The 22018-nt window shown below is 42.8% G+C and carries 20 protein-coding genes; 12 read left to right on the forward strand and 8 right to left on the reverse strand.

Features of this window, described 5'->3' with window-relative positions:
* Nucleotides 1-90 precede the first annotated feature (90 nt).
* Nucleotides 91-453: a single-stranded DNA-binding protein gene (locus V7K45_RS19485; RefSeq protein ID WP_069071395.1), complete on the reverse strand. Its 363-nt coding sequence runs from the start codon at nt 451-453 to the stop codon at nt 91-93.
* Nucleotides 454-826: 373 nt separating this feature from the next.
* On the opposite strand from V7K45_RS19485, the gene V7K45_RS19490 reads away from it, so the two are divergent.
* The 4 genes from V7K45_RS19490 to ribD all read left to right on the forward strand — a co-directional run bounded on the left by V7K45_RS19490 (nt 827) and on the right by ribD (nt 4939).
* Nucleotides 827-1834 (forward strand): rod shape-determining protein, encoded by a 1008-nt coding sequence (locus tag V7K45_RS19490; RefSeq protein WP_322674271.1) that lies wholly within the window; start codon nt 827-829, stop codon nt 1832-1834.
* 100 nt (nt 1835-1934) lie between these two features.
* Nucleotides 1935-2729, forward strand: coding sequence for a rod shape-determining protein MreC (gene mreC / locus V7K45_RS19495; RefSeq protein ID WP_335006260.1), 795 nt, complete (start codon nt 1935-1937; stop codon nt 2727-2729).
* A gap of 25 nt (nt 2730-2754) precedes the next feature.
* Nucleotides 2755-3372, forward strand: a complete 618-nt coding sequence (gene mreD, locus V7K45_RS19500; RefSeq protein ID WP_322682943.1) for a rod shape-determining protein MreD — start codon at nt 2755-2757, stop codon at nt 3370-3372.
* A gap of 349 nt (nt 3373-3721) precedes the next feature.
* On the forward strand, nt 3722-4939 hold the full coding sequence (gene ribD / locus V7K45_RS19505) for a bifunctional diaminohydroxyphosphoribosylaminopyrimidine deaminase/5-amino-6-(5-phosphoribosylamino)uracil reductase RibD (RefSeq protein WP_335006298.1): 1218 nt from the start codon (nt 3722-3724) through the stop codon (nt 4937-4939).
* A 40-nt stretch (nt 4940-4979) separates the two neighbouring features.
* Here the strand turns inward: ribD and V7K45_RS19510 are convergent, their stop codons facing one another.
* The 3 genes from V7K45_RS19510 to V7K45_RS19520 form a co-directional block, all read right to left on the reverse strand.
* The gene (locus V7K45_RS19510; RefSeq protein WP_292740664.1) at nt 4980-5198 is read right to left on the reverse strand and encodes a hypothetical protein; all 219 of its coding nucleotides are present in this window, start codon (nt 5196-5198) and stop codon (nt 4980-4982) included.
* Between the two features lie 386 nt (nt 5199-5584).
* On the reverse strand, nt 5585-7399 hold the full coding sequence (locus V7K45_RS19515; protein WP_335006262.1) for a protein kinase domain-containing protein: 1815 nt from the start codon (nt 7397-7399) through the stop codon (nt 5585-5587).
* A gap of 401 nt (nt 7400-7800) precedes the next feature.
* Nucleotides 7801-8850, reverse strand: coding sequence for a hypothetical protein (locus tag V7K45_RS19520; protein ID WP_335006264.1), 1050 nt, complete (start codon nt 8848-8850; stop codon nt 7801-7803).
* A gap of 480 nt (nt 8851-9330) precedes the next feature.
* Between V7K45_RS19520 and V7K45_RS19525 the strand changes: the two genes are divergently transcribed.
* From V7K45_RS19525 to V7K45_RS19555, 7 genes are all read left to right on the forward strand, one after another.
* Nucleotides 9331-11259: an alpha-amylase family glycosyl hydrolase gene (locus tag V7K45_RS19525; protein ID WP_335006266.1), complete on the forward strand. Its 1929-nt coding sequence runs from the start codon at nt 9331-9333 to the stop codon at nt 11257-11259.
* Between the two features lie 1029 nt (nt 11260-12288).
* Entirely contained in the window at nt 12289-13863 is a 1575-nt protein-coding gene (locus V7K45_RS19530; RefSeq protein ID WP_335006268.1) for a CPBP family intramembrane glutamic endopeptidase, read from the forward strand.
* A 512-nt stretch (nt 13864-14375) separates the two neighbouring features.
* Nucleotides 14376-14501: a hypothetical protein gene (locus V7K45_RS19535; RefSeq protein ID WP_335006270.1), complete on the forward strand. Its 126-nt coding sequence runs from the start codon at nt 14376-14378 to the stop codon at nt 14499-14501.
* A gap of 144 nt (nt 14502-14645) precedes the next feature.
* Entirely contained in the window at nt 14646-14921 is a 276-nt protein-coding gene (locus V7K45_RS19540; RefSeq protein WP_289798872.1) for a TM2 domain-containing protein, read from the forward strand.
* Between the two features lie 254 nt (nt 14922-15175).
* Complete coding sequence (locus tag V7K45_RS19545; RefSeq protein WP_335006276.1) at nt 15176-15364, forward strand: hypothetical protein; 189 nt, start codon at nt 15176-15178, stop codon at nt 15362-15364.
* 159 nt (nt 15365-15523) lie between these two features.
* The gene (locus V7K45_RS19550) at nt 15524-18025 is read left to right on the forward strand and encodes a heavy metal translocating P-type ATPase (RefSeq protein ID WP_335006278.1); all 2502 of its coding nucleotides are present in this window, start codon (nt 15524-15526) and stop codon (nt 18023-18025) included.
* 197 nt (nt 18026-18222) lie between these two features.
* A complete protein-coding gene (locus tag V7K45_RS19555) occupies nt 18223-18711 on the forward strand; it encodes an FHA domain-containing protein (RefSeq protein WP_335006280.1) in 489 nt (162 codons plus the stop codon).
* 80 nt (nt 18712-18791) lie between these two features.
* Here the strand turns inward: V7K45_RS19555 and V7K45_RS19560 are convergent, their stop codons facing one another.
* On the reverse strand, nt 18792-19139 hold the full coding sequence (locus tag V7K45_RS19560) for a hypothetical protein (RefSeq protein WP_292786887.1): 348 nt from the start codon (nt 19137-19139) through the stop codon (nt 18792-18794).
* Nucleotides 19140-19516: 377 nt separating this feature from the next.
* Between V7K45_RS19560 and thyD the strand changes: the two genes are divergently transcribed.
* On the forward strand, nt 19517-20437 hold the full coding sequence (gene thyD / locus V7K45_RS19565; protein WP_335006282.1) for a thylakoid membrane protein ThyD: 921 nt from the start codon (nt 19517-19519) through the stop codon (nt 20435-20437).
* 113 nt (nt 20438-20550) lie between these two features.
* Here thyD and V7K45_RS19570 read toward each other — a convergent pair whose 3' ends face one another.
* The 3 genes from V7K45_RS19570 to V7K45_RS19580 all read right to left on the reverse strand — a co-directional run bounded on the left by V7K45_RS19570 (nt 20551) and on the right by V7K45_RS19580 (nt 21802).
* Nucleotides 20551-20796 (reverse strand): hypothetical protein, encoded by a 246-nt coding sequence (locus V7K45_RS19570; RefSeq protein ID WP_094352470.1) that lies wholly within the window; start codon nt 20794-20796, stop codon nt 20551-20553.
* Nucleotides 20797-20937: 141 nt separating this feature from the next.
* The gene (locus V7K45_RS19575) at nt 20938-21360 is read right to left on the reverse strand and encodes a tetratricopeptide repeat protein (protein WP_194045447.1); all 423 of its coding nucleotides are present in this window, start codon (nt 21358-21360) and stop codon (nt 20938-20940) included.
* An 85-nt stretch (nt 21361-21445) separates the two neighbouring features.
* Entirely contained in the window at nt 21446-21802 is a 357-nt protein-coding gene (locus V7K45_RS19580) for an iron-sulfur cluster assembly accessory protein (protein WP_335006284.1), read from the reverse strand.
* Between the last annotated feature and the right edge of the window lie 216 nt (nt 21803-22018).

Genomic DNA, 22018 nt, shown 5'->3' on the forward strand with positions numbered 1-22018 from the left:
CCGGAAGCCGGCGCTCAGACTTTGCGCTTTGTCATTTGTCAAGGCAAAGGACTAATAATCAATGTCCAATACCCAATACCCAATGCCCAATTAAAAATGTTCTGAAGACATATCTCCTGTACCACCCTCTCCATCACGCTTAGAGCCTAATAAATCTAGTTGGTCTACTCTAATAATTGGTGTAGAACGGTTTGCTCCTGTTTGGCGATCGCTCCATGTGTCAAACTTTAAGGAACCTTTGATGCCGATTAAGCTTCCCTTACGGACATAATTACCTGCTACCTCAGCCGTCTTATCCCATAACTCCAGGGTAAACCAGTCAGGTTCATCGCTGTTGCGCGATCGCCTTTTCACCGCGAGTGTCAATCTACACTTCACACTACCAGATTCAAAATATTTTATATCAGGGTCGCCACCTACACGACCAACAAGAGTGACAATATTAATACTCATGTGCGTTACCTTTCAGTACAAACGTACTTAGCAATTTCGACTTTCATCATAGCGAATTGTGAAAGACTTGAAAATAATGTGTTAAACAGTTAACAATATAATTGACTTGAAAATTTATACACACTATTTGGAGAAACACATAAAAATATACGGATATACTAATCTAACCAGAGAATATCAAAAAGTACGGGGCTTGAGACATACTAAATATTCCTGGGAATCATATAAAAATATAGTCTAGTTGACTCAACTCAGGATAAGAACTTTATCAAATCCGGCACAATTAACTATTACCGTTGTAGTCAAAAAGTATCGCACATAGGGGGCTTACAGACGCGTGGGTATTTTTAGGAACTTTCGCACTTCATGGGATATGGGTATCGACCTCGGTACCGCGAACACCCTGGTTTATGTATCTGGTAAAGGTATTGTACTACAAGAACCTTCTGTAGTTGCTATCGATGTCAACGAAAAGGTTGCACTAGCAGTAGGAGAAGAAGCCAAAAAAATGCTCGGTCGCACACCGGGAAATGTGATTGCTCTCCGCCCTTTGCGGGATGGTGTAATCGCTGACTTTGATATAGCCGAACTGATGCTGAAAAGCTTTATTCAGCGTGTAAATGAAGGTAAATCTCTAATCCTACCCCGAATCGTCATTGGTATTCCCAGTGGCGTCACAGGAGTAGAAAGACGAGCGGTGATGGATGCAGCTCACCAAGCAGGAGCAAGAAAAGTCTATTTAATCGATGAACCTGTAGCTGCGGCCATTGGTGCAGGACTACCTGTTGCCGAAGCTACAGGCAACATGATCATCGATATTGGTGGTGGTACAACAGAAGTTGCAGTGCTGAGTCTTCAAGGTACGGTAATTAGCGAATCAGTACGCATTGCTGGAGATGAACTGACTGATGCGATCGTTCAGTATATTAAGAAAGTTCATAACTTAGTCATTGGTGAACGTACTGCCGAGGAAATCAAGATTCGGCTTGGTTCTGCCTATCCGACTAATGATGATAATGACGCCATGATGGAAGTCCGAGGCTTACACCTGCTTTCTGGTCTACCGCGAACTGTAACCATCAAAGCCCCAGAAATCCGTGAAAGTATGATGGAACCGCTATCAGTAATTATCGAAGCTGTGAAGCGGACACTAGAACGCACACCGCCAGAACTGGCAGCAGACATTATTGACAGAGGTATTATGTTAGCTGGGGGCGGTGCTTTGCTCAAAGGCATAGATACCCTCGTTAGCCATGAAACAGGCATTATTACCCATATTGCTGCCGATCCTTTGAGCTGTGTTGTGCTGGGAACAGGTCGTGTGTTAGAAAACTTTAAACAGTTGGAACGAGTTGTTATCGAAAGCTCTCGCAATATGTAACAAAAAAATATCAGACTTGAGTTCTATTTGAGTTCTATTTGGGTTCTATATAAATAGAATCCAAGTAGAACTTAATTTATATAAGTACATACAGGTATATATGGTGACAATACGGCGTTGGTGGGATCGCAAAGGATTACAAATTGGGTTGTTAGCTTTAGTAGTTGGTAGTGCTTGGATATTGCGACAGACTCAAGGTGAATTAGTGCTTGAGACATACCAGGCAATTACCCGTCCATTAGAAATGTTGCAGTCAGGGCCAACTCCAGAAGAACGTCTTAGAGATGCCCGGATAATGGAATTGCAAACCCGTATAGTAGATTTGGAAAGTCAAAAGACAAAGTTACAAGATTTATTAGGCTATGTGGAAAAAGAGCCGCTGGCATCGCGACCAATTCCAGCACGGGTGGTAGGACGTAGTGCTGACCAGTGGTGGCAACAAGTGACGCTGAATCGCGGTGCGAATGCGGGGATTCAGGAAGGCTTCATAGTCAAAGCAGAAGGCGGATTGGTGGGTTTGGTGGAGAGTGTAACTCCTAATACTAGCCGCGTGTTGTTAATCAGTGACCTAAAGAGTCAAGTGGGTGTATCGATTAGCCGCACAGCAGCTAAAGGCGTTTTGCGAGGAGATTCTTCTGCTGAAGCTGTATTGGAGTTTTATGAAAAAGTTCCAAATGTCAAAGTAGGAGATTTAGTTTCCACATCTACTTATAGTCAGAAATTTCCCTCCGGTTTGGCAGTAGGACGAATTAAGTCGCTGGATTTAAAGAAACTCCCGGCATCAGTGGCAAAAATTGAGCTTTTTCCGCCAATCCGCTCTCTCGATTGGGTAGCTGTTTATCCCAAGCCAGAAAACCCAGAGTCGGCAAATCAAGTGCCGCAAAAGTCTAAGTAAATTCTTTGAAAAAATCACTAGAAAAATGAAGATTCCTGCATTTGGTGGTAGCAGGCAGAAAAAGCCTAAATCGTCAGAGCGAAAATCGAAATTCCGAATTCAGCCGCTTGCTCGTTGGCATCCCGGTATACGTCAATTGTTTGGTTGGATAGTGACGGCTAGTTCTGTACTGTTATGTTTGCTATTATTACCAACCCGATTCCCAGGTATGGAATTGTTGGGAATTGGCCCTAACTGGTTATTAATTTGGGTGGTAGCTTGGAGTGTGAAGCGCACGGTGTTTGCCGGAGCATTAGCTGGTATAGTTCTGGGGCTACTTCAAGATTCGATGACATCACCTAGCCCGACTCATGCCATCAGTTTAGGTATAGTGGGGGCTTTAACTGGTCTGCTCCAAAAACAGCGTTTTATCGAAGAAGATTTTATTTCGATTGCTGTAATTGTCTTTGTTTTGGCAGTTTTGGCAGAAACTATCTTTGGGTTGCAATTAACTTTGCTAGGCAATGAGCGCAAGGTGACAGATATTTGGACATATTATCAGCGCGTCGCTCTGGCGTCTGCCATTCTGAGTAGTCTGTGGGCACCTGTGGTCTATTATCCGTTGAATCTTTGGTGGCAGCGGATGAAATTATTGGAGCAATAAGGGAGAGACGCGATTAACCCTTGTCTGTACAAGAATTAGGAGTAGAGACAGGATTAATCGCGTCTGTACAAGAATTAGAAGTTAGGAAGGGAATAGGTTACAGGTGACAGTAAAGAAAATTATCTTTTGTACCCTGTAACCTAAATCTTTATGGAATTTGGGCAACCTCTGGCAATATGGATTCAAGCTACAGTGAAACTGTAAGTGTGAATATTACAGACTCACGTAAGTTGAGACAGCCAATAATAGCGCCTAGATATTACTGTTTAATTATCAGGAGCAAAGCGCGATTCTCTTGTGGAGAGGCTGCGCGATCGCGTGCAGAATATTTACAGTGTTGCCTAAAATTATGGATAATTCCCCAGTGGTCGCTCAAGCAGATGCATCCTTACCAAATTACACTCAGGAAAATACACCAATAGTGGAGTCAGCAGCTGGCTCGAATTCACCACCGAAGCAAAAGGTAGGAACTGACTTTGACTCTCGCATGATGCTGCGGTGTTTGGAACTGGCCCGTCGCGCTTTAGGGCGGACTTCGCCAAATCCGCTAGTGGGAGCGGTGATTGTCAAGGATGGCGAGATTGTAGGCGAAGGGTTTCATCCTCGCGCAGGTGAGCCTCATGCAGAAGTGTTTGCCTTGAGGGAAGCAGGCGATCGCTCTCGTGGTGCAACAATCTATGTTAGTCTCGAACCTTGCAATCACTACGGACGTACTCCCCCCTGTTCGGAAGGATTGATCGAAGCAGGGGTGGCAAAAGTAGTGGTGGGTATGGTCGATCCCAATCCACTGGTAGCTGGAGGTGGTATTGCCCGTTTACGGGCAGCGGGAATCGAAGTATTAGTTGGAGTAGAAGAGGAAGCCTGCTGTCAGCTAAATGAAGCTTTTGTGCATCGCATTCTCTATAAGCGACCTTTGGGAATTTTAAAATATGCCATGACTTTAGATGGCAAAATTGCTACTAGCTCTGGTCATAGCGCCTGGGTGACAAGTCAAGAAGCCCGCAGCGAAGTACATCTAGTGCGGGCGGCTTGTGATGCCATAATTGTCGGCGGTAATACTGTCCGACAAGATAATCCTTACTTAACCAGCCATCAGGTGGGGGCACATAATCCCCTCCGGGTGGTAATGAGTCGCCATCTCAACTTACCGACAAGTGCCCATCTGTGGCAAACTGCGGATGCGCCCACTTTGGTGTTGACACAGAAGGGTGCTAACCCCGATTTTCAAGAACTGTTGCTCAAACAGGGTGTGGAGGTGGTGGAATTAGAATCACTTACGCCGGATAAGGCAATGGCATACTTATATGAACGAGGTTTTTGTAGCGTGCTGTGGGAGTGTGGTGGTACTTTAGCTGCTAGTGCGATCGCTCAAGGAGCAGTGCAAAAAGTTTTAGCATTTATTGCCCCAAAAATCATTGGTGGTAGTATTGCTCCCACACCAGTGGGCGATTTAGGTTTTACTACCATGACTGAGGCGTTGTCTTTAGAACGTGTTCGTTGGCGTGTAGTAGGCTCTGACTGCTTAGTGGAAGGTTATTTGTCCCAAAAAGCTAATAGTCAACAGTAATAACGCTTGACGATCGATCTATTTATCTTGATTTTGCAATCTATGAACACTGGCGTTCATGGGCAAGATCGCGTATAAGCGCTAGTCGAGATTGAATGTAGTGGCTAAGAAAATCAGTTTCGTTAGAATCTAACAACACTTGCGTTTCGGTTTGTTTCACTAACCACTGCACCAAGCTAGCATCATCCAGTTGTAAAAGGAGCTTGGCTTGAGCGGTTTCAACCACTGACCAAAGCTGACGCATGATTGTAGGAGTCATCAGACCTCAATTGAATAATTTAGCTTTGCTGTCTTCAGATTACACAATTCCAATCGCACTTTACGACATGAATGTAGAAGCTGAGACAAGTATTATTAAAAACTTAATAATGGTATTTATAACTTTATGAAGATTAAGAATTTGAAACTCAGTTTGAGAATGCGTGTGGGGAATTAGGCATGGGAAAGACAGGTTTTTATCGATTTAGTTGTAAAATCTAGAAAACAAATACACTAATTCTAAAAATTGGGTTTTTGTGTTTGGGAAGACTGAAATTATCTTGATTGTAGCCGAATAAAGTCAGTTTTTGAATCATTATATTGAATCCTGAGTCTGTCTTCTAGGATACAAAAATCTAACTTTTGAGAATGGTATTTGCCAGAAAATTAACACTGTTTGGCTGTGGATGGATTTACAAAATCATGTAAATCTGCATCCCAAATGCTGATGTAAATAAAATCACATTGTTGGCGGATAATTTGACCCTTGACCGAGCCATTTTTAAAACTAAAATTATCCGATTGGCGCTCTTGTACCTGTTTGAGTCCCTGCTTAATTTCTTCAGTGGCTTGCCCTGCTAACATCCCATTTAAAGTAGTTTCCATTACTTCTGGGTCTACCGATTGAGCAAAAGATACCTCAGTTTGACGCAGCGTTTTAGAATTACGATCGAATAAGTAGCCAAGATCAATTTCGTTTGGCACAAGTTTGTAAACGACAGCACGAGTCTTGCCCCATGCACCTCTTAAATCTTGATTTGGTTTGCCGAGGGTAGCTTCTACGATGTTTCTTGTTGTACCTGTAGGGAATGCGGGAACGCTTTGTCTGCTGGCAGTGGCAGCTAATTTACTGCGCGGCTTCTTTTGTGGTGTGGAACGCGCTTCTGGTGTGGGAACTGCGCTTACCTCATCCTTTGGTTCTGGCTGTGGTGTGGATACTGCTATCGGTGCTGGAGTCTCTGAAGTGACAGGCTCTTTTTCTGGCTGTGGTATGGGTACAACTGGGGGATTAAAGGTTGGTCGCCGTTGTGGTGGTGAGTTAGGGATAACTGGAACTGGAGACGTTTGGGAGGAAACGGGCGGTTCGGTAGATGCAGGAGTGGGAAAAGATTCTGGCGATGGCGTGGGATTTGTGCCAATGGTTGTTTCTGGTTGTTGCTGACGAATGATATTAGGAATTGCGACTGCACCAATCAAGCCGCCTATGAGCAAACTACCAACAATCACAGCAGGTTTTTGCCAGTTTCTAGGATTGGAAGATCCTGGAATCGCAGAATTGTTTTGCCGAGAATATAATGGCTGAGTTTGCCGAGTCGATGCAGTGGGAGAAAAACTAACTGTGGGAGTATTTGTAGTTAACTCAGTAGGTATATTAGTAGCAGACTGCAAGGCATATAGCATTTTACTGGCAGTACTGTAGCGATCGCCAGCATGAGGCTTAATTGCCTGATTAAGTACTGCCGCCAATTGGGAAGAGACTTTAGGGGCGTGCTGCTGCCAAAGTATTTCCCCAGTTTTTAAATCGGTTACTAGTTCTTGCGGATGTTTGCCAGTCAGCAGATAAATTGCCGTTAAACCTAAGCTGTAGATATCAGTGGCATAAACTGGGCGGCCAACGGCTTGTTCGCTAGGCATATATCCCGGCGTACCAATAACAAGCGATCGCGTGGGGTATCCTGGAGAATTCACCACTGAACGGATTGTTTCTTTGACTGCACCAAAATCTATCAAAACTGGCTCGTTATCAACAGAACGCAGAATAATGTTATCTGGCTTGATATCCCGGTGAATAATACCTTTACTGTGAACATAATCTAAAACTGAAAGCAGACTCAAGAGAATTTGCCGAACAGCAGTTTCACTCTCAAATCCTTTAGCTTCGACAACTTTTGTCAGAGTTTGGCCGTGAATCCATTCTTGGACGAGGTAAAACTGTCCGTTCTCAGAAAAGTAGGCATAGAGTTTGGGAATTTGGTGACTACTTTCACCCAAATACTCCAAAGTTGCGGCTTCCCGTTCAAACCGTTGTTGGATAAGTTGGTAGGTTTGCGGGTCATTATTGGTTATCGGCTTTAGTTGCTTGATTACACAGCGACGGCGAGAAGGCATGTGGACATCTTCTGCTAGAAAGGTTTCGCCAAACCCACCAGCGCCGATTACCTGGATAATTTGATAGCGATTGTTCAGCAGGGTTATTGTCATGAAAAATTATAAGCGTAGACACCCAGTGCGGAGCCGGAGATTTCTTGTCTTCTCTGAACTTGTCGTCAGACTTCGCCCTTTCCAAATGTACATCACATGAGCGAAGCCAGGGCGAATATACTCTGGTGAAATTAAATATGCGTTATCCAAAATCAAAATCCTTATAGAGACGTAGTAGTGCTACGTCTCTCCATTCTTTTTCAACACATACAGGGGATTTAAGTTAGTGAAGTACACAAACTAAGTCTCAAAGCCAGGTACAAAGCCTGTTTTACTTCTGTTAGCGTAGCGGGGCATAGCCCATTCTGACTCCTGAATTCTGCCGATCTAATGCAAGCCGATGCATTGGTATCGCAGAATCCTGCCAAATTTACTTCGCTACGAGTGAATGAAATACTGTACTAAGCGAACTCTATAGTCTCAACAAACTCTAAAATACTTTCTTTGATATCTTCAGCCTCTTCTTCAACAGAATCGGGAGTTTCGCCGTTAATAAAGCTGTGCTGACTACTAACTATGTACAAAAATTCCCCACTGATAAAGGAGAGTAAGCCCCGGTACGCATCTAATCTGATTGCAGTTCCATTATTTTCTTGCTTAGAAATTGTGGAACCTTTGGGCATATCAATTAACACGTAGTAAGCACCTCGCAAAGTATTTTCCAGATATTCGGTATATTCCACAGAAGCATCTGGTACATTAGCGAAAATCGCTTGGGGTACATACTTGTCTACTAAAATCGTTTGTAAATATTCTTCTTGTCCAACAGACTCCAATTCCTCTAACTGTTCTAGGGGGAAAGGATAATAATCGATTCTCAGCAAAGTACCGATGTCATCAGAAAAGCCAACTACTCCTTCCTGACTCTGAATTCTACCGCCCTGCTGCGGATCGACAGGAATCGGCACGGTAAAATTACCTAAAGGAGATTGATATGTCTGTTCGCTAAAATCTTCGATGACTACTGTCTCATCTTCATCGTCTGTATATTCTTCATCTTCTGCTTCTTTAAAGGCTGCGATTACCTCCTTGATGATTTCCTCTGCTTCTTCATCCTCAAGTTCTAAAGCTGCTTGTAGCTTTTTCAGGTAGGCTTGTTTCGGTTTGGGGATGGCGAGGTCATCGTCTAAAAGCACTATTACCCCAGCGGCAAAACCATCTAGCACTAATTCATCTGAGAGAGATACTTTAGCCGTATTAAACAGGGGCCCAATTCCCTCTTCTTCTGCAATGGAGATCAGTCTATCAACTATTTCTGCAATTTCATCTTCTGAGTATTCTTCAAAAACCTCGAATTCCCAAAGGATACCCGCTAAACTTTCTGCATCTACCTCTTCAATAAATGAATCTGCGATCGCAGTCACAGTTGCGATCGCCGCCACCGCTTCCTCTGGACTTAGTGATTCCTCTGATGTCTTTGATGAGTTAAAAACCTTGTCATATTTGGTCATAATTGCTACCTAACATTAATTCCTTGATAGTAATAACAAATTGAAAGTGACAATGGTCAGTTTACCAATGGAGCGAATCTTCTAGAGAAAAAGTTGCCTTATACGTGGTTGACTCAGTATTGCTCAGGTGCGACAAAACCTTATTAACAGATGATTTTCCCGGAGTTGAGGTGTTTTAAAATCTGTTGTCGAATATACACTTAAACACGAGTGAGGCTCAATATTTACCGCAAGCCAACTTAATTAAATATTGTAAATTTTTGTGGCCGACCAATTATCGTAAATAACTGCTATAGCTTTCTATATTTATCCTCTAGCAGATGAATTATATCTACCGATAGAATTATAAACTAGCCAGCGATAGATACCTATACCGTGGGCAGGATGTCACAATACCGAAGTTTGTAGTGACACACAATACTCAAAACGTTGTACTGTTGGTTCTGCAAGTGTGAATTAGATGAAATTTTGAGTTTTTTTATGGTACAAACCCCACCATCCCAGTTTTCACCAGATCAATATAAAGTAGATCCTGCAAAGGAAAATGTAGAAGCTCTTATACAAGAACCGCAGTTAGATATTGAGATTGCTCTAGAGTTCCTTTACACCAGAGATATTGAATTTCGTCAGGAAACAATTTATTTTCTCGTAGTCGATCGCTTTTATGATGGCGATCCAGATAACAGCGAAGGTGCAAACTCAGAACTATACGATCCAACTAGACAGGATTGGGGTAAGTACTGGGGTGGCGACTTGCAAGGTGTCATCGATAAATTAGATTATCTCAAAAATATGGGAGTTACCGCTCTTTGGCTAACTCCTCTGTTCGAGCAGGTTGAAGAGTTATTTGTTGGCAATGCAGCAATACATGGCTATTGGACAAAAGACTTTAAACGGCTGAATCCTCGATACATTGCGGAGGGAGAGAACCCTTCTTTAAACGCTACTCAAGAAGACAAAAATACGACCTTTGATCGGTTAATTACAGAAATGCACAAGCGCAATATGAAGCTAGTGCTGGATATTGTCTGCAACCATAGTACACCTGATACCAGCGGTAGTAAAGGTGAATTGTATGATGATGGTGTCAAAATTGCTGATTTCAATGATGATGTCAATCATTGGTATCACCACTATGGCGAAGTGCAAAATTGGGAAGATGATTGGCAAGTACAAAACTGTGAACTAGCTGGTCTAGCAACCTTCAATGAAAATAATACGGAATATCGGGAGTATATTAAGTCAGCAATTAAACAATGGCTAGACCGGGGTGTGGATGCACTGCGGGTGGATACTGTCAAGCACATGCCGATCTGGTTTTGGCAAGAATTCACTGGCGAGATGACCAATCACAAACCAGATGTATTCATTTTTGGTGAATGGATTTATAGTAATCCAACTGACGATCGCTCAGTGGAATTTGCCAATCACTCAGGCATGACACTTCTAGACTTTGGGTTGTGCGTGGCAATTCGAGCTGCACTAGGACAAGGTTCAGAAAACGGATTCCAAACAATTCAATATATTTTTGACCAAGATCATCGCTACAACGGGGCAACAGAGCTAGTTACCTTCATCGATAACCATGATATGTGCCGTTTCCAATCGCTGAATCCCGATCCAGCGATGCTGAAGGTTGCGATCGCCTTAATTATGACCTGTCGCGGCATTCCTTGCATATATTACGGCACAGAACAGTATCTGCATAACGACACCGATGGCGGCAACGACCCGTACAACCGCCCAATGATGGAAAATTGGGATACTGAGAGTGAGATTTATCGTTGCATTAGACTGCTGTCTGGCTTACGACGACTGAATCCAGCCGTGTCAATGGGTAGCCACTGGCAAAAATACTTAACACCGGATGTTTACTGCTATGTACGCCGCTATCGCGATTCTGCGTGTTTTGTAGCTTTAAACCGAGGAGGAGAAGTTACTTTACCAGAAGTAGAAACAGAATTACCCGATGGCGAACATACTTGCGTGGTGACTCGCAACAAGTATGAGGTGAAAGATGGCAAGATTTACGATCTAGTACTAGAAGAAAGGGGAGTGATTGTTTTCAGCCACGTTGGCGAACGGATCAAAGCACAAACAATTGTCCGCGTCCAACTCAATGGCGTAGAGACTAAACCTGGTGAAATCATTGTGGTGACAGGAGATTGCCCAGAGTTAGGTAACTGGGATATTGCCAAAGCGTATCCCTTAGAGTATATCAACACCAATACTTGGTTTGCTGAAATTCCCTTTGATGAAAGTGCTGGTAAGCTAATTGCTTATAAATATGCCATGTGGCGAGAAGGGCGATCGCCTCTACGCGAAAATCTCGTAAATCGCCGCTGGGTGATTGCGAAAGAAGGTACTGTCAAATGGCGTGATACTTGGGCATCGGGAAGAGAATCTTAGAAATCAATATCGAATGAAGTATGAAGAGTGAAGGATTAAAATTTTGATTCTTCACTCTTCATTATTTTTGAATTTAAAGTAACAAAAAATTTAGTTGGGGTCTTAAACCCTTTGATTCATCACCTCTTTCGTTCAAAATACCCAACAGAATTCTGACTATAGAAACTTTTCCCCTTGACGTGTCCTTTCACTATGGAACAACTTCTCGATCCTGAATTTATCTAAGTACAATTTTGCGTAAAAGCGTAGCGTTTTTAATGCATGGGGATGCAATGGCATTATAGGGGCACGCATTAAGATTGTATCGGGATGCAATGGCATTGTAGGGGCACGCATTAAGATTGTATCGGGATGCAATGGCATTGTAGGGGCACGCATTAAGATTGTATCGGGATGCAATGGCATTGTAGAGGCACGCATTAAGATTGTATCGGGATGCAATGGCATTGTAGGGGCACGCATTAACATTGTATTGGGATGCAATGGCATTGTAGGGGCACGCATTAACATTAGACTTCTTGCATAAGTCGGGAAAAGGGGAAGGTGGGGCCCCCTCTGGGGATAAGGGGCAGGGGGAAGGGGAAAAAGTTCTGTATTGTCCCCTTCCCCTTTAACCTTTACCCTTTTCCCCAAGAATGCAAAAAGCACTTTTACAAGAGGTCTATTGTATTGGGATGCATTGGCATTGCAAGGTATTGTCAAATTTAATTCGCTACAAATTAATGAAATGCTGTATTAAGTTAAATTGGTGAGACTAAGTAACTAGATATAGTAGGCATAATTAAACATAAAATAAAATCCTAGTTCGTAATGAGTTATTCATCGCTCAAAACAAAGATGATCGGCTTCCTCAAGGTGGGAGAACACCACTGTAATTTAACATCATGAGTACATAGGCAAGCAAAAACCGCAGGCATCGCACATTCATCGCAAACTTTTAATATTGATGATATCTATCCACCTCTGACTTTTTATTGCGATAATTCCCAAGGGGGACGCGCTCTCCACTGGTCAGTTAAAGGGGGATAGATGACACTCAAGCGGTTGGTTTTATTTTTTGTGATGACGCCGATAGCAGTTCTGTTAGCAGTTTCGGCTTTATTCGGTAGTTGGCAAGAACCTCAATTTCAAAGTCGTTTGGAACTATACCAAACAAATATTGCTTTACAAGCTCAAGCTTGGCAATCAGAAGATAGCGGTGATGACAAACTCCAGACGATTCGGGAAGCAATACTTGGCGAGCAACCCCTAGAAAGCGCTACAAAGCAGTATCAGGATGCGCGTCAGTCAGTTCAAGCTAATTTAGACAAAGTTAACAATAAACTTGCACAATTACGCTCTCAGGCTGAAATAACTCCCACACCTCCGAAACCTCTACCGGACGCTCCTCCCACTATTAAAACGTCTAAACAGGGACAGCAACAGTTACAACAGTCTTTTCAGCAATTACAAAAATTACTGGCTGAATTAGACCTGCGCTTGGGGGTTTTACAAGCACAGCAAGGACAGACGGATACAGCCTTCAAGACTTGGAGCGAATTACAACAACGCTCAGATATTAATCCAGGGTTTGGGGAAACTGCTGCTGTATTGACAGGACTGTGGAGCAATCCTCCCCGTATCCTCCCAAATGCTCAAGAACCAATTCAAAAGAATTTAGAAGGTTGGTTTCGCTCTACTGCTTTGGTTAAGTTATACCAACTCCAGCAACGACAAGACGCGTTATCAGCAGTAAAATCCGCACAACAAGAATCTTCTGCTCAAGCAGTGATTAAATTGGCAGTTATTGGCACTATTCCTACCTTGGCAGCTTTGATTGGTCTCATACTGCTGATTTTATTATTTGCTCAACGCTTGTTGAAAGGAAAAGCCTCTTTATTAGCTCAAAATGCTGATATCCCTTGGTCAACGCCTTGGGGTGGTGAAACGGTTTTGCAGGTTTTTATCGTTGGCTTTTTCTTCATGGGGCAAATTTTTGTGCCCTTAGTAATATCGTTGCTACCTATCCCGCGTCCCATTGTAGATGTACGACTTCAGGCATTTTCTGTATTGGTTAGTTACTTCTTGGTGGCATTAGGTGCGCTGTTAGTACTGTATTTCTCTCTCAAGCGCTTTTTTCCCCTACCAGAATTCTGGTTTCGCTTCCGTTTTCAAGATAACTGGTTTTTGTGGGGACTGGGAGGCTATTGCACGGCTTTACCTGTAGTTGTGGTGGTATCTTTGATTAATCAGCAGCTATGGCAAGGACAAGGTGGGAGTAATCCTCTGTTGCAACTAGCGCTGGAAAGCCAAGATGGTATCGCACTTGGTATATTTTTCTCTACAGCTGCGATCGCAGCTCCATTTTTTGAAGAAATCCTATTTCGCGGTTTTTTGTTACCTTCTCTAACTCGTTACTTACCCGTGTGGGGAGCGATTCTGATTAGTAGTTTGTTGTTTGCGATCGCTCACCTCAGCTTATCGGAAATTCTCCCCCTGACCGCATTGGGCATTGTGTTGGGAGTAGTCTACACGCGATCGCGCAATCTCCTCGCTCCTATGCTCCTCCACAGCCTTTGGAATAGTGGTACGCTATTAAGTTTATTTATTTTAGGTAGCAGTTAATACTGGTACAATACTGTTGCCAAAAACAAAAATATCTGATTTTATCACCATAGGTAGAGACAATTTACTAGTACTAATTGGTTATAAGCATAAATACTAGCTGAAAACCCAATTACGATAATGGCAAAAGTAAATTAAAGAATGCTATTAACATAGACAACAAATTATCTAGTTAAGCATTTATTCTCATTCTGGTAGATTTTAGCCATTATTCGAGATGTTAATTGTCTTCTTGAACCATTTTTAGCTGTCATAAATTGGAATGCAATTCCGGTTTGCGCTCATGGAAGTGGGGATCGGTAACTAAAAAGCGGTTAGTAAAGATATGGAAGATGCCTTTTGCGCTTCTAGATTCCCACTAGCCACGTAATTGTCTTGCCATTGGTGCGATGGCGTTTCAAATTCGCTGGAAGCATCGCAAAAGAATCCGGAAATAATACTGATGGACTTGTAAAAAGTGGTGTATGTAGCAGCTTTTGCTGATTATTTAAGATTGATTCTGCTCAAGATAAATGTCTGAGCTAAAAATCTGCAAAACTGCTGCACCAGGGTTTGCGATCGTCAAATCCACCAAAAGTCATCAAGGAGCGCTAGTTCGGCCTAAAGTGCAAGACATCTTGGCGTCTCCTCTGGAATAGAAGCACGCTGATTTTAATTATTCATCTTGAGACTTACTCAGACTGAAAAAATTAAAAATCTATTTATTAAGCAAGTAAATGTATTTGCTTCCATTACAATAAAGACTTTATTTTTATACTCACTTATCAAGGAGCAGCACTTATATGGCAAATCTCAACCCCAGTCACCCTACCAAACAACTTCTAGCTGGTTACTGTGGCATTATCCTGGGAGCGTTTGGGGTTCATAAGTTTATTCTAGGATACGCTTCGGAAGGCTTTATCATGTTAGTAATTTCTGTCGTTGGGGGTTCTTTTACCTACGGCGTTGCTTTGTTAGTTATGCAACTTGTAGGTTTAATTGAAGGCATGATTTACTTAAATAAATCCCCTGAAGGATTTGTAAATACCTATTTTGTGAATAAGCAGGGCTGGTTCTAGTACAAGAATAGCCTTCTTACTGGAAGCAGAGAATGATATCTGCTGCCAAGCTTAGGATTGTAGCAAAAGCGCAGGGATAAAGGGTAGCAACCAAAGAAACATCCTTTTTCCCTTCCACTTCACCTTTTACCTTTAGCAAAAGTTATACAGCACTTTTACCTTTTATATTTATTTTTATTAATATGCTCATTTTCAAACCTAAACAGCTTAACTGGGCAATGTTCTTCTTGTTAGGCTTAGGATATTTCAGTGTTATGTCTCATTTAGAAATCAACTATTTCTTCAAAAACCTGATTGCGATCGCACCGATACAGGTGGCAGCGATTATTTATGTCACTTATCGACGTTGGAACTGTCAACCCCCCGTAGGGGAATTTAAAATTCAAAATTTAAAATTCAAAATTCAAAACCCTACAGATAAATCTGGGGACTTGGAACCTTGAATTAAGTACAGCGATAGTCGTTCATGCTCAACAAAGTACGATAAATTAATAATTTTAATATGGTTGACATTGAGTCATAGTTCCATATTTAGCCTACGCTCGAATTAGAGACGCTTTTAGTCAGGCGTTGAATTTCTGTAGCGAATCTAAACACAAGCTATGCAACTTGTCCCGAAAACTAAGCCAGCCCTAGAACTTGACCCAATCCTAGAGAAGATTATTTTAGATGTTGGGGGTATGAAGTGTGCTGGGTGTGTGAACGCAGTAGAGCGACAGCTGACCCAATATCCAGGAGTCAAGAGTGCCTGTGTGAACTTGGCCACAGAGGTAGCAGTTGTAGAGTCAGAAGTTGGTGTAATAGATGCAGATGCACTGGCACAGCGATTAACAGCTGTTGGATTCCCGACTCAACCCCGAAAAGCTAATGGCACAGTAGCGGGCGAAATATCGACCTTACCAGATCCAGCAGAACGACAACGCCGAGAAATGCGTTCTTCTCTATGGCAGTTGGCGATCGCGGCGGTGTTGCTGATATTGTCAGGAAGTGGGCATTTTGGTAATCTTGGTAGCTCAGTGCTGCCAGTGTTAAATAACATCTGGTTTCACTGTGGACTGGCGACAGTCGCGCTGTTAATTCCCGGCCGCCCGATTTTAGTAGATGGCTGGCTGGGCTGGCGACGAAATGCGCCTAACATGAACACTCTAGTGGGATTGGGAACCCTGACAGCCTACATTGCTAGTTTAGTAGCACTGCTTTTTCCCCAATTGGGTTGGGAGTGCTTTTTTGACGAGCCAGTAATGATGCTAGGCTTTATTCTCTTAGGAAGGACATTAGAGCAACAAGCTAGAGGTCGTGCGGCTGCTGCATTTAGGAAATTGCTAGCACTCCAGCCACTCTTAGCGCGATTGATTGCCAACCCAGAGAAAGCCGGAATGGGTTCTTCTAGTGTTGAGATTCCTGCTGAACAGGTGCGTGTTGGTGAATGCTTACAAGTGCTACCAGGCGATAAAATTCCCGTTGATGGTGAAGTGGTAGTTGGTCAAACAACGGTTGATGAATCAATGCTAACTGGGGAATCAGTGCCAGTAATCAAAAAACCAGGAGATATGGTGACAGGGGGGACGCTAAACCAGTCAGGAGCGATCGCTATTCGGGCAACCCGGATTGGAAGTGATACAACTCTAGCTCAAATTGTCGCCCTAGTAGAAGCCGCCCAAACTCGGAAAGCACCAGTACAGAAATTAGCAGATACAGTAGCTGGTTACTTTACCTACGGAGTGCTGACAGCATCTGTCTTAACATTTGGATTTTGGTACTTTTTCGGCACTCACATTTGGACTGATATTACCATGTCTGGTGGTATGGAAATGATGAGCCACGCTCACCACTCCTCACTCCCAACTCCTCACTCTTCCCTGTTAATTAGTTTAAAACTAGCGATCGCAGTTATGGTAGTCGCCTGTCCCTGTGCTTTGGGACTTGCCACACCAACAGCCATTCTTGTGGGAACTGCTATGGGTGCAGAACGAGGTCTGTTAATCAAAGGTGGCGATGTTTTAGAAAAAGTACACCAGTTAAACACCGTAGTATTTGATAAAACTGGCACTCTGACTACAGGTAATCCCATCGTCACAGATTGTCTATTAATTGAGGAAATGGGGAATGGTGAGTGGGGAATAGGGAGTAGTCAACCTCACTCACTACTCCCTACTCCCTACTCCCTAATTCAATTAGCAGCCGCTGTAGAAAGCGGTACTTACCATCCCCTAGCAAAAGCAATTCAACAAGAGGCACAGCGGCAACAGTTATCGATTCCAGAGGCTGTAGACTTTCACACGGAACCAGGACTAGGGGTATCTGCTGTGGTAGAGGGCACAGTTGTATTGTTGGGTAACTGGGAATGGTTGAGTTGGCACGGCATTGCCATTAACGAAACCGCACAACAGGTAGCACAGGATTTGGCAACAGATGGTAAAACAGTCGTTTGTGTAGCAATTGGGGGAACCTTAGCCGGACTAATTGGTGTTTCTGATACTCTCAGATCCGATGCTCGATCCACCGTAGATAAGTTGCGTCAGATGGGCTTACGGGTAATGTTGCTCAGTGGCGATCGCAAAGAAGCAGCTAGTGCCATAGCCAAACAATTAGGATTAGATAGCACTGATGTAATAGCAGGTGTTCCCCCAGCTAAAAAAGCGGCGGCAATACAGTCTCTCCAATTAGAAGGAACAAGGGAACAAGGAAACAAGGGGGCAAAGAAAACTCCTAACTCCTCACTCAGCACTCAGCACTCGGTAGTCGCAATGGTAGGAGATGGAATCAACGATGCTCCAGCTTTATCCCAAGCTGATGTAGGAATTGCCTTACACTCTGGGACAGATGTGGCGATGGAAACTGCTGAAATTATTTTAATGCGCGATCGCCTAAACGATGTCGTCGAATCTATTCAGCTTAGTCGCGCCACATTCAACAAAATCCGCCAAAATTTATTCTGGGCTTTTGCATATAATACACTTGGCATTCCTTTAGCAGCAGGTGTTTTATTTCCTAGTCTGGGTTTTGTGCTTAACCCATCTGGTGCTGCTGCATTAATGGCTTTTAGCTCTGTTAGCGTCGTCACCAACTCAATATTATTACGGCGATTCGCTCATCGCCCGTAGAATACTCCTTTACACGTCCAATTTGTCACCACAAATCTTGGTTATCAAAACACAATTCAGGAGTCAGTTGTCAAATTAAAACACTTACCAAAGCTATCATAGCTACTGGAGTAGAACGGCCATGTTCTACTCTTTCAAGGTATTATGCAATTTTAAAGCTTATTTAGATTAGCACCACAAACTTATGGTGCGCAAAAATGCCAAGATACGATACTAAACAAAGCTTAATCAATTACAGTTCCACCGATTTGTCAATGGCAGCAGAAACCAATGAAAACCATCTACTAATTATTGAAGACGATCAAGGTCGCAAAGAATTTTCTCTGGAGCACCCCGTCTACTCTATTGGTAGAGACCGCGAATGTAATATCCGTTTGATGTCGCAGTTTGTCTCCCGCCGCCATGCCACATTAGTGAGATTGCCACGAGAGCATAATAGTCATAGCTACTATTACCGGATTGTAGATGGCGATGCCAAAGGTAAGCCTAGTTCCAATGGTTTGATGATTAATGGACGTAAAATACCAGCCCACGACCTCAGAAATGAAGACGAGATCGTTTTTGGGCCTCAAGTACGTGCCATTTATTACCTTTTAAGAAACACCCAGCGTTTAGGGCAAACGGATTCGAGCGAGTACGATATTACACTAATAAACCCCGGTATGGCCGAGGATTTAGAGGACTAGGAGAGTGAATTATAACTACCAATCACAGTCTGGTACTCCCACAGTTTGAAGCCGTGGAAGTATCAATTCAATCACCAAAACTATCCTGCAATACTTTCAATCAAATGCCAATGGCGGCTACTTTCAATAGCTTGCTTGATTAACTCAAACATTTGTCGGCAGTAATTATCTAGGTGAATTGGTAGTTCTTCATTTTTAATCACAATACTCATCCGAGTTTCTGTTTCAGTAGATTTTGATTTGTCAATCAGTACTTCTACTGTTATTAATTTAGGAAAAGGAACATTTCCAGGAACCTCACGACCGATAATATATTCGGCTGTGTGATATTGAATATCCAACTGACAGTCCTGTAGAAGTTCTACAAGTAACGGCAACAGATGGTCACTAGGAACAGAAACAATAAATGAACAGGTATAGCGAGCCATAATAGCCCCAAGCCTTGCAACACTCCGTCCATCCTATAATACCGAAGTATCTAAATATAAAGTCATTAAAAAATCAAAGTTTTTGAGAGTAAGTACGTACTACCAGATATACAGTCAATGAAGAGGCAGGAGTCAGGGGGCAGAGGAGCAGAGGGGCAGGGGAACAGGGAGAAAAGTTCCAAGCTACGTCTGCAAGTATCAAAGCCCCATTAAAGGAGTTCAAAGGCTCATTAAAGTTATAGTGACACTAACTTCTTGCATTCTAAAACATAATCTCCTCTGCTCCCCTGCTGCCCTGCTGCCCTGCCCCCTGCCTTCTTTGGTAAGCTGAAAGTTTGATCAAAAACTTTACAATAAAGGTTTGGCTGAGGTAGAAAATGAAAGTCGCAATTACTGGGGCAACAGGATTTGTCGGTAGTCGTTTGGTACAACGATTACACGGAGAAGGTCATAAAATAGTAGTATTGACTCGGAATACTACTTTTGCTCGAAAGGTTTTTCCCTCTGAGGCTTTCCCTAATGTAGAAATTGTTGCCTATACACCAAATGCATCTGGTTCTTGGCAAAGTATCATCGCTAATTGTGATGGCGTAGTTAATTTGGCAGGAGAACCTATTGGTGAAGGGCGCTGGACACCAGAACGGAAACAAGAAATCCTCAATAGCAGAAAGTTAGGTACACAAAAAATAGTTGAAGCAATAGCCAACGCGAACCCTAAACCATCTGTATTAATTAACGCTTCGGCTATTGGCTACTACGGCACTAGTGAAACGGCTACCTTTGATGAAACCAGCCTATCTGGTAACGATTTTCTTGCCCAAGTCTGTCAAGTCTGGGAAGCTGAAGCGAGAAAAGTAAAAGACGCTGGTGTGCGACTGGTAATTCTGCGTTTTGGGATTGTTCTGGGCAATGGTGGTGCTTTAGGTAAAATGATTCCACCTTTCAAACTCTTTGCTGGCGGGCCTATTGGCAGTGGTCGGCAGTGGTTCTCATGGATTCACGTAGACGATTTAGTTAACTTGATTTTGCAAGCTTTAACTAAACCGGAAATAGAAGGTGTATACAATGCCACTGCCCCCAACCCAGTCCGAATGGCAGATTTAAGCCAAACTTTGGGACAAGTGATGAATCGTCCTTCTTGGTTGCCTGTTCCTGCTTTTGCGATCGAAGCCCTTTTAGGAGACGGGGCAATAGTAGTTTTAGAAGGTCAGCAAGTTATCCCAAAACGCACTGTGCAAACAGGTTTTGAGTACAAATATCCTAATTTGCAACCGGCATTAACACAAATTCTTACATAGATTCAAAGGGAGTGGGGAGTAAGAATTTTAGATTTGAGATTTTGGATTTTAGATTGAAATTTAATCCAAAATCCAAAATCCAAAATTGAATTGCCCCATACCCAATTTTTTGACTATTGACTAGAAAGAAATTTTTTGGAAACCCAACTGATAATACCACTGAGAATTGCACCGCCCATGAGGATGCCAATTGCGGGGTTAAACAAGGGTTGCCACAGTTGATGCCACAAATCCAAACCCAGGTTTACTCCGGCGGCATCACCGATCGCAGCGATCGCTAACCAGCCAAAGCCAAACAAAACCAAAAAAACATCGGCGACTAAAACCATGTTTAGCCAATTTAACAATTTATCTTTCATGATTGGATTGGGGAATGGGAAATTGGGAATGGGAAGTTGGTATTAGCAAGAAACAAGGTAAACAACAGAGACTGATTCAATAATTTTTCCTTTGTCCCTCTTGTCCCTAATCCCCACCCCCTACTCCCCACTCCCCATCTTTTACTTTTCAAACAGCCAATTTTTGACTTTTGTCAAACTTTGCCAATCTGGTTTTCTACTTAAACCGTCCTCAATACTATTTTTTATTTCATCACTCCATTCTTCGTTGACAAAAATCAACTGTTGTGCTATGTCAATGTGTTCCCGCAAACCTTTTTGCTTTGTTTCCAGCATTGCTAAGGCGAGATTGATTCTAGCTTGGGGATCTTGTGGATTTAACTTGACTGCCTTCTGCCCAGCTTTGTAAGCCAAATTGGGTTTGTTATCGAGTAGATACAACCACGCTAAACAAACCCAAGCTGCACTAGTTTTAGGAGCGCGATCGCACACTTCTTTAAATACAGGGATTAAAGATTCTGCTGATTCTCCTGCTTTATAGCGTTCTAAACCTGTATCAAACAGGGATTCAACTGTATTAGTCATTGGTCATTAGTCATTGGTCATTAGTCATCAGTCATCAGCCATTGGTCATTTGTAAAAGACAAATGACAAATGACAACTGACAATATTACACCCCAAATGACTTGCCGCAACCACAAGTTTGATTAGCATTGGGGTTAGTGAATTGGAAACCACCGCCAATCATGGCATCGCTGTAATCGAGCATTAAACCGTAGAGATATAACAAACTCTTGCGATCGCTGACAATTTTGAAGCCATCATAGTCAAAAACTTCATCATCAGGGGTGATTTTGCTGGTATCTTCAAAGTCCATCATATAAGACATCCCAGAACAGCCACCCTGACGTACTCCTACCCGTAAGCAGAAATCTGTGCCTTGCTTGTCTCGGAGGGATTTTACCTGGTGCAATGCGGCTTCGCTCAACAGAATTCCGCGTTGTTGAGCCGGAATTGCTTGTGTCATCTGCTTTTCAACTCCTTAATTAGTATAAGCGTTACCCTGTATCGGCTTGTTAATGCTTCTGGGTTGCTCGTTAAGTGTTTTTGTATTCATTCTAGCGGCTTAGATGTTGCTAGATACCAAATTGTAAACACTCCGTCAAAAGTAGCCAAAGATTTTTATTCTAGAATTAGAGACTCAATGTGTTTATACATTCGGTATTCTTAAAATTCAAGCCTT

The organism is Nostoc sp. (genome assembly GCF_036917375.1).
Taxonomy (GTDB): Bacteria; Cyanobacteriota; Cyanobacteriia; order Cyanobacteriales; family Nostocaceae; genus Nostoc.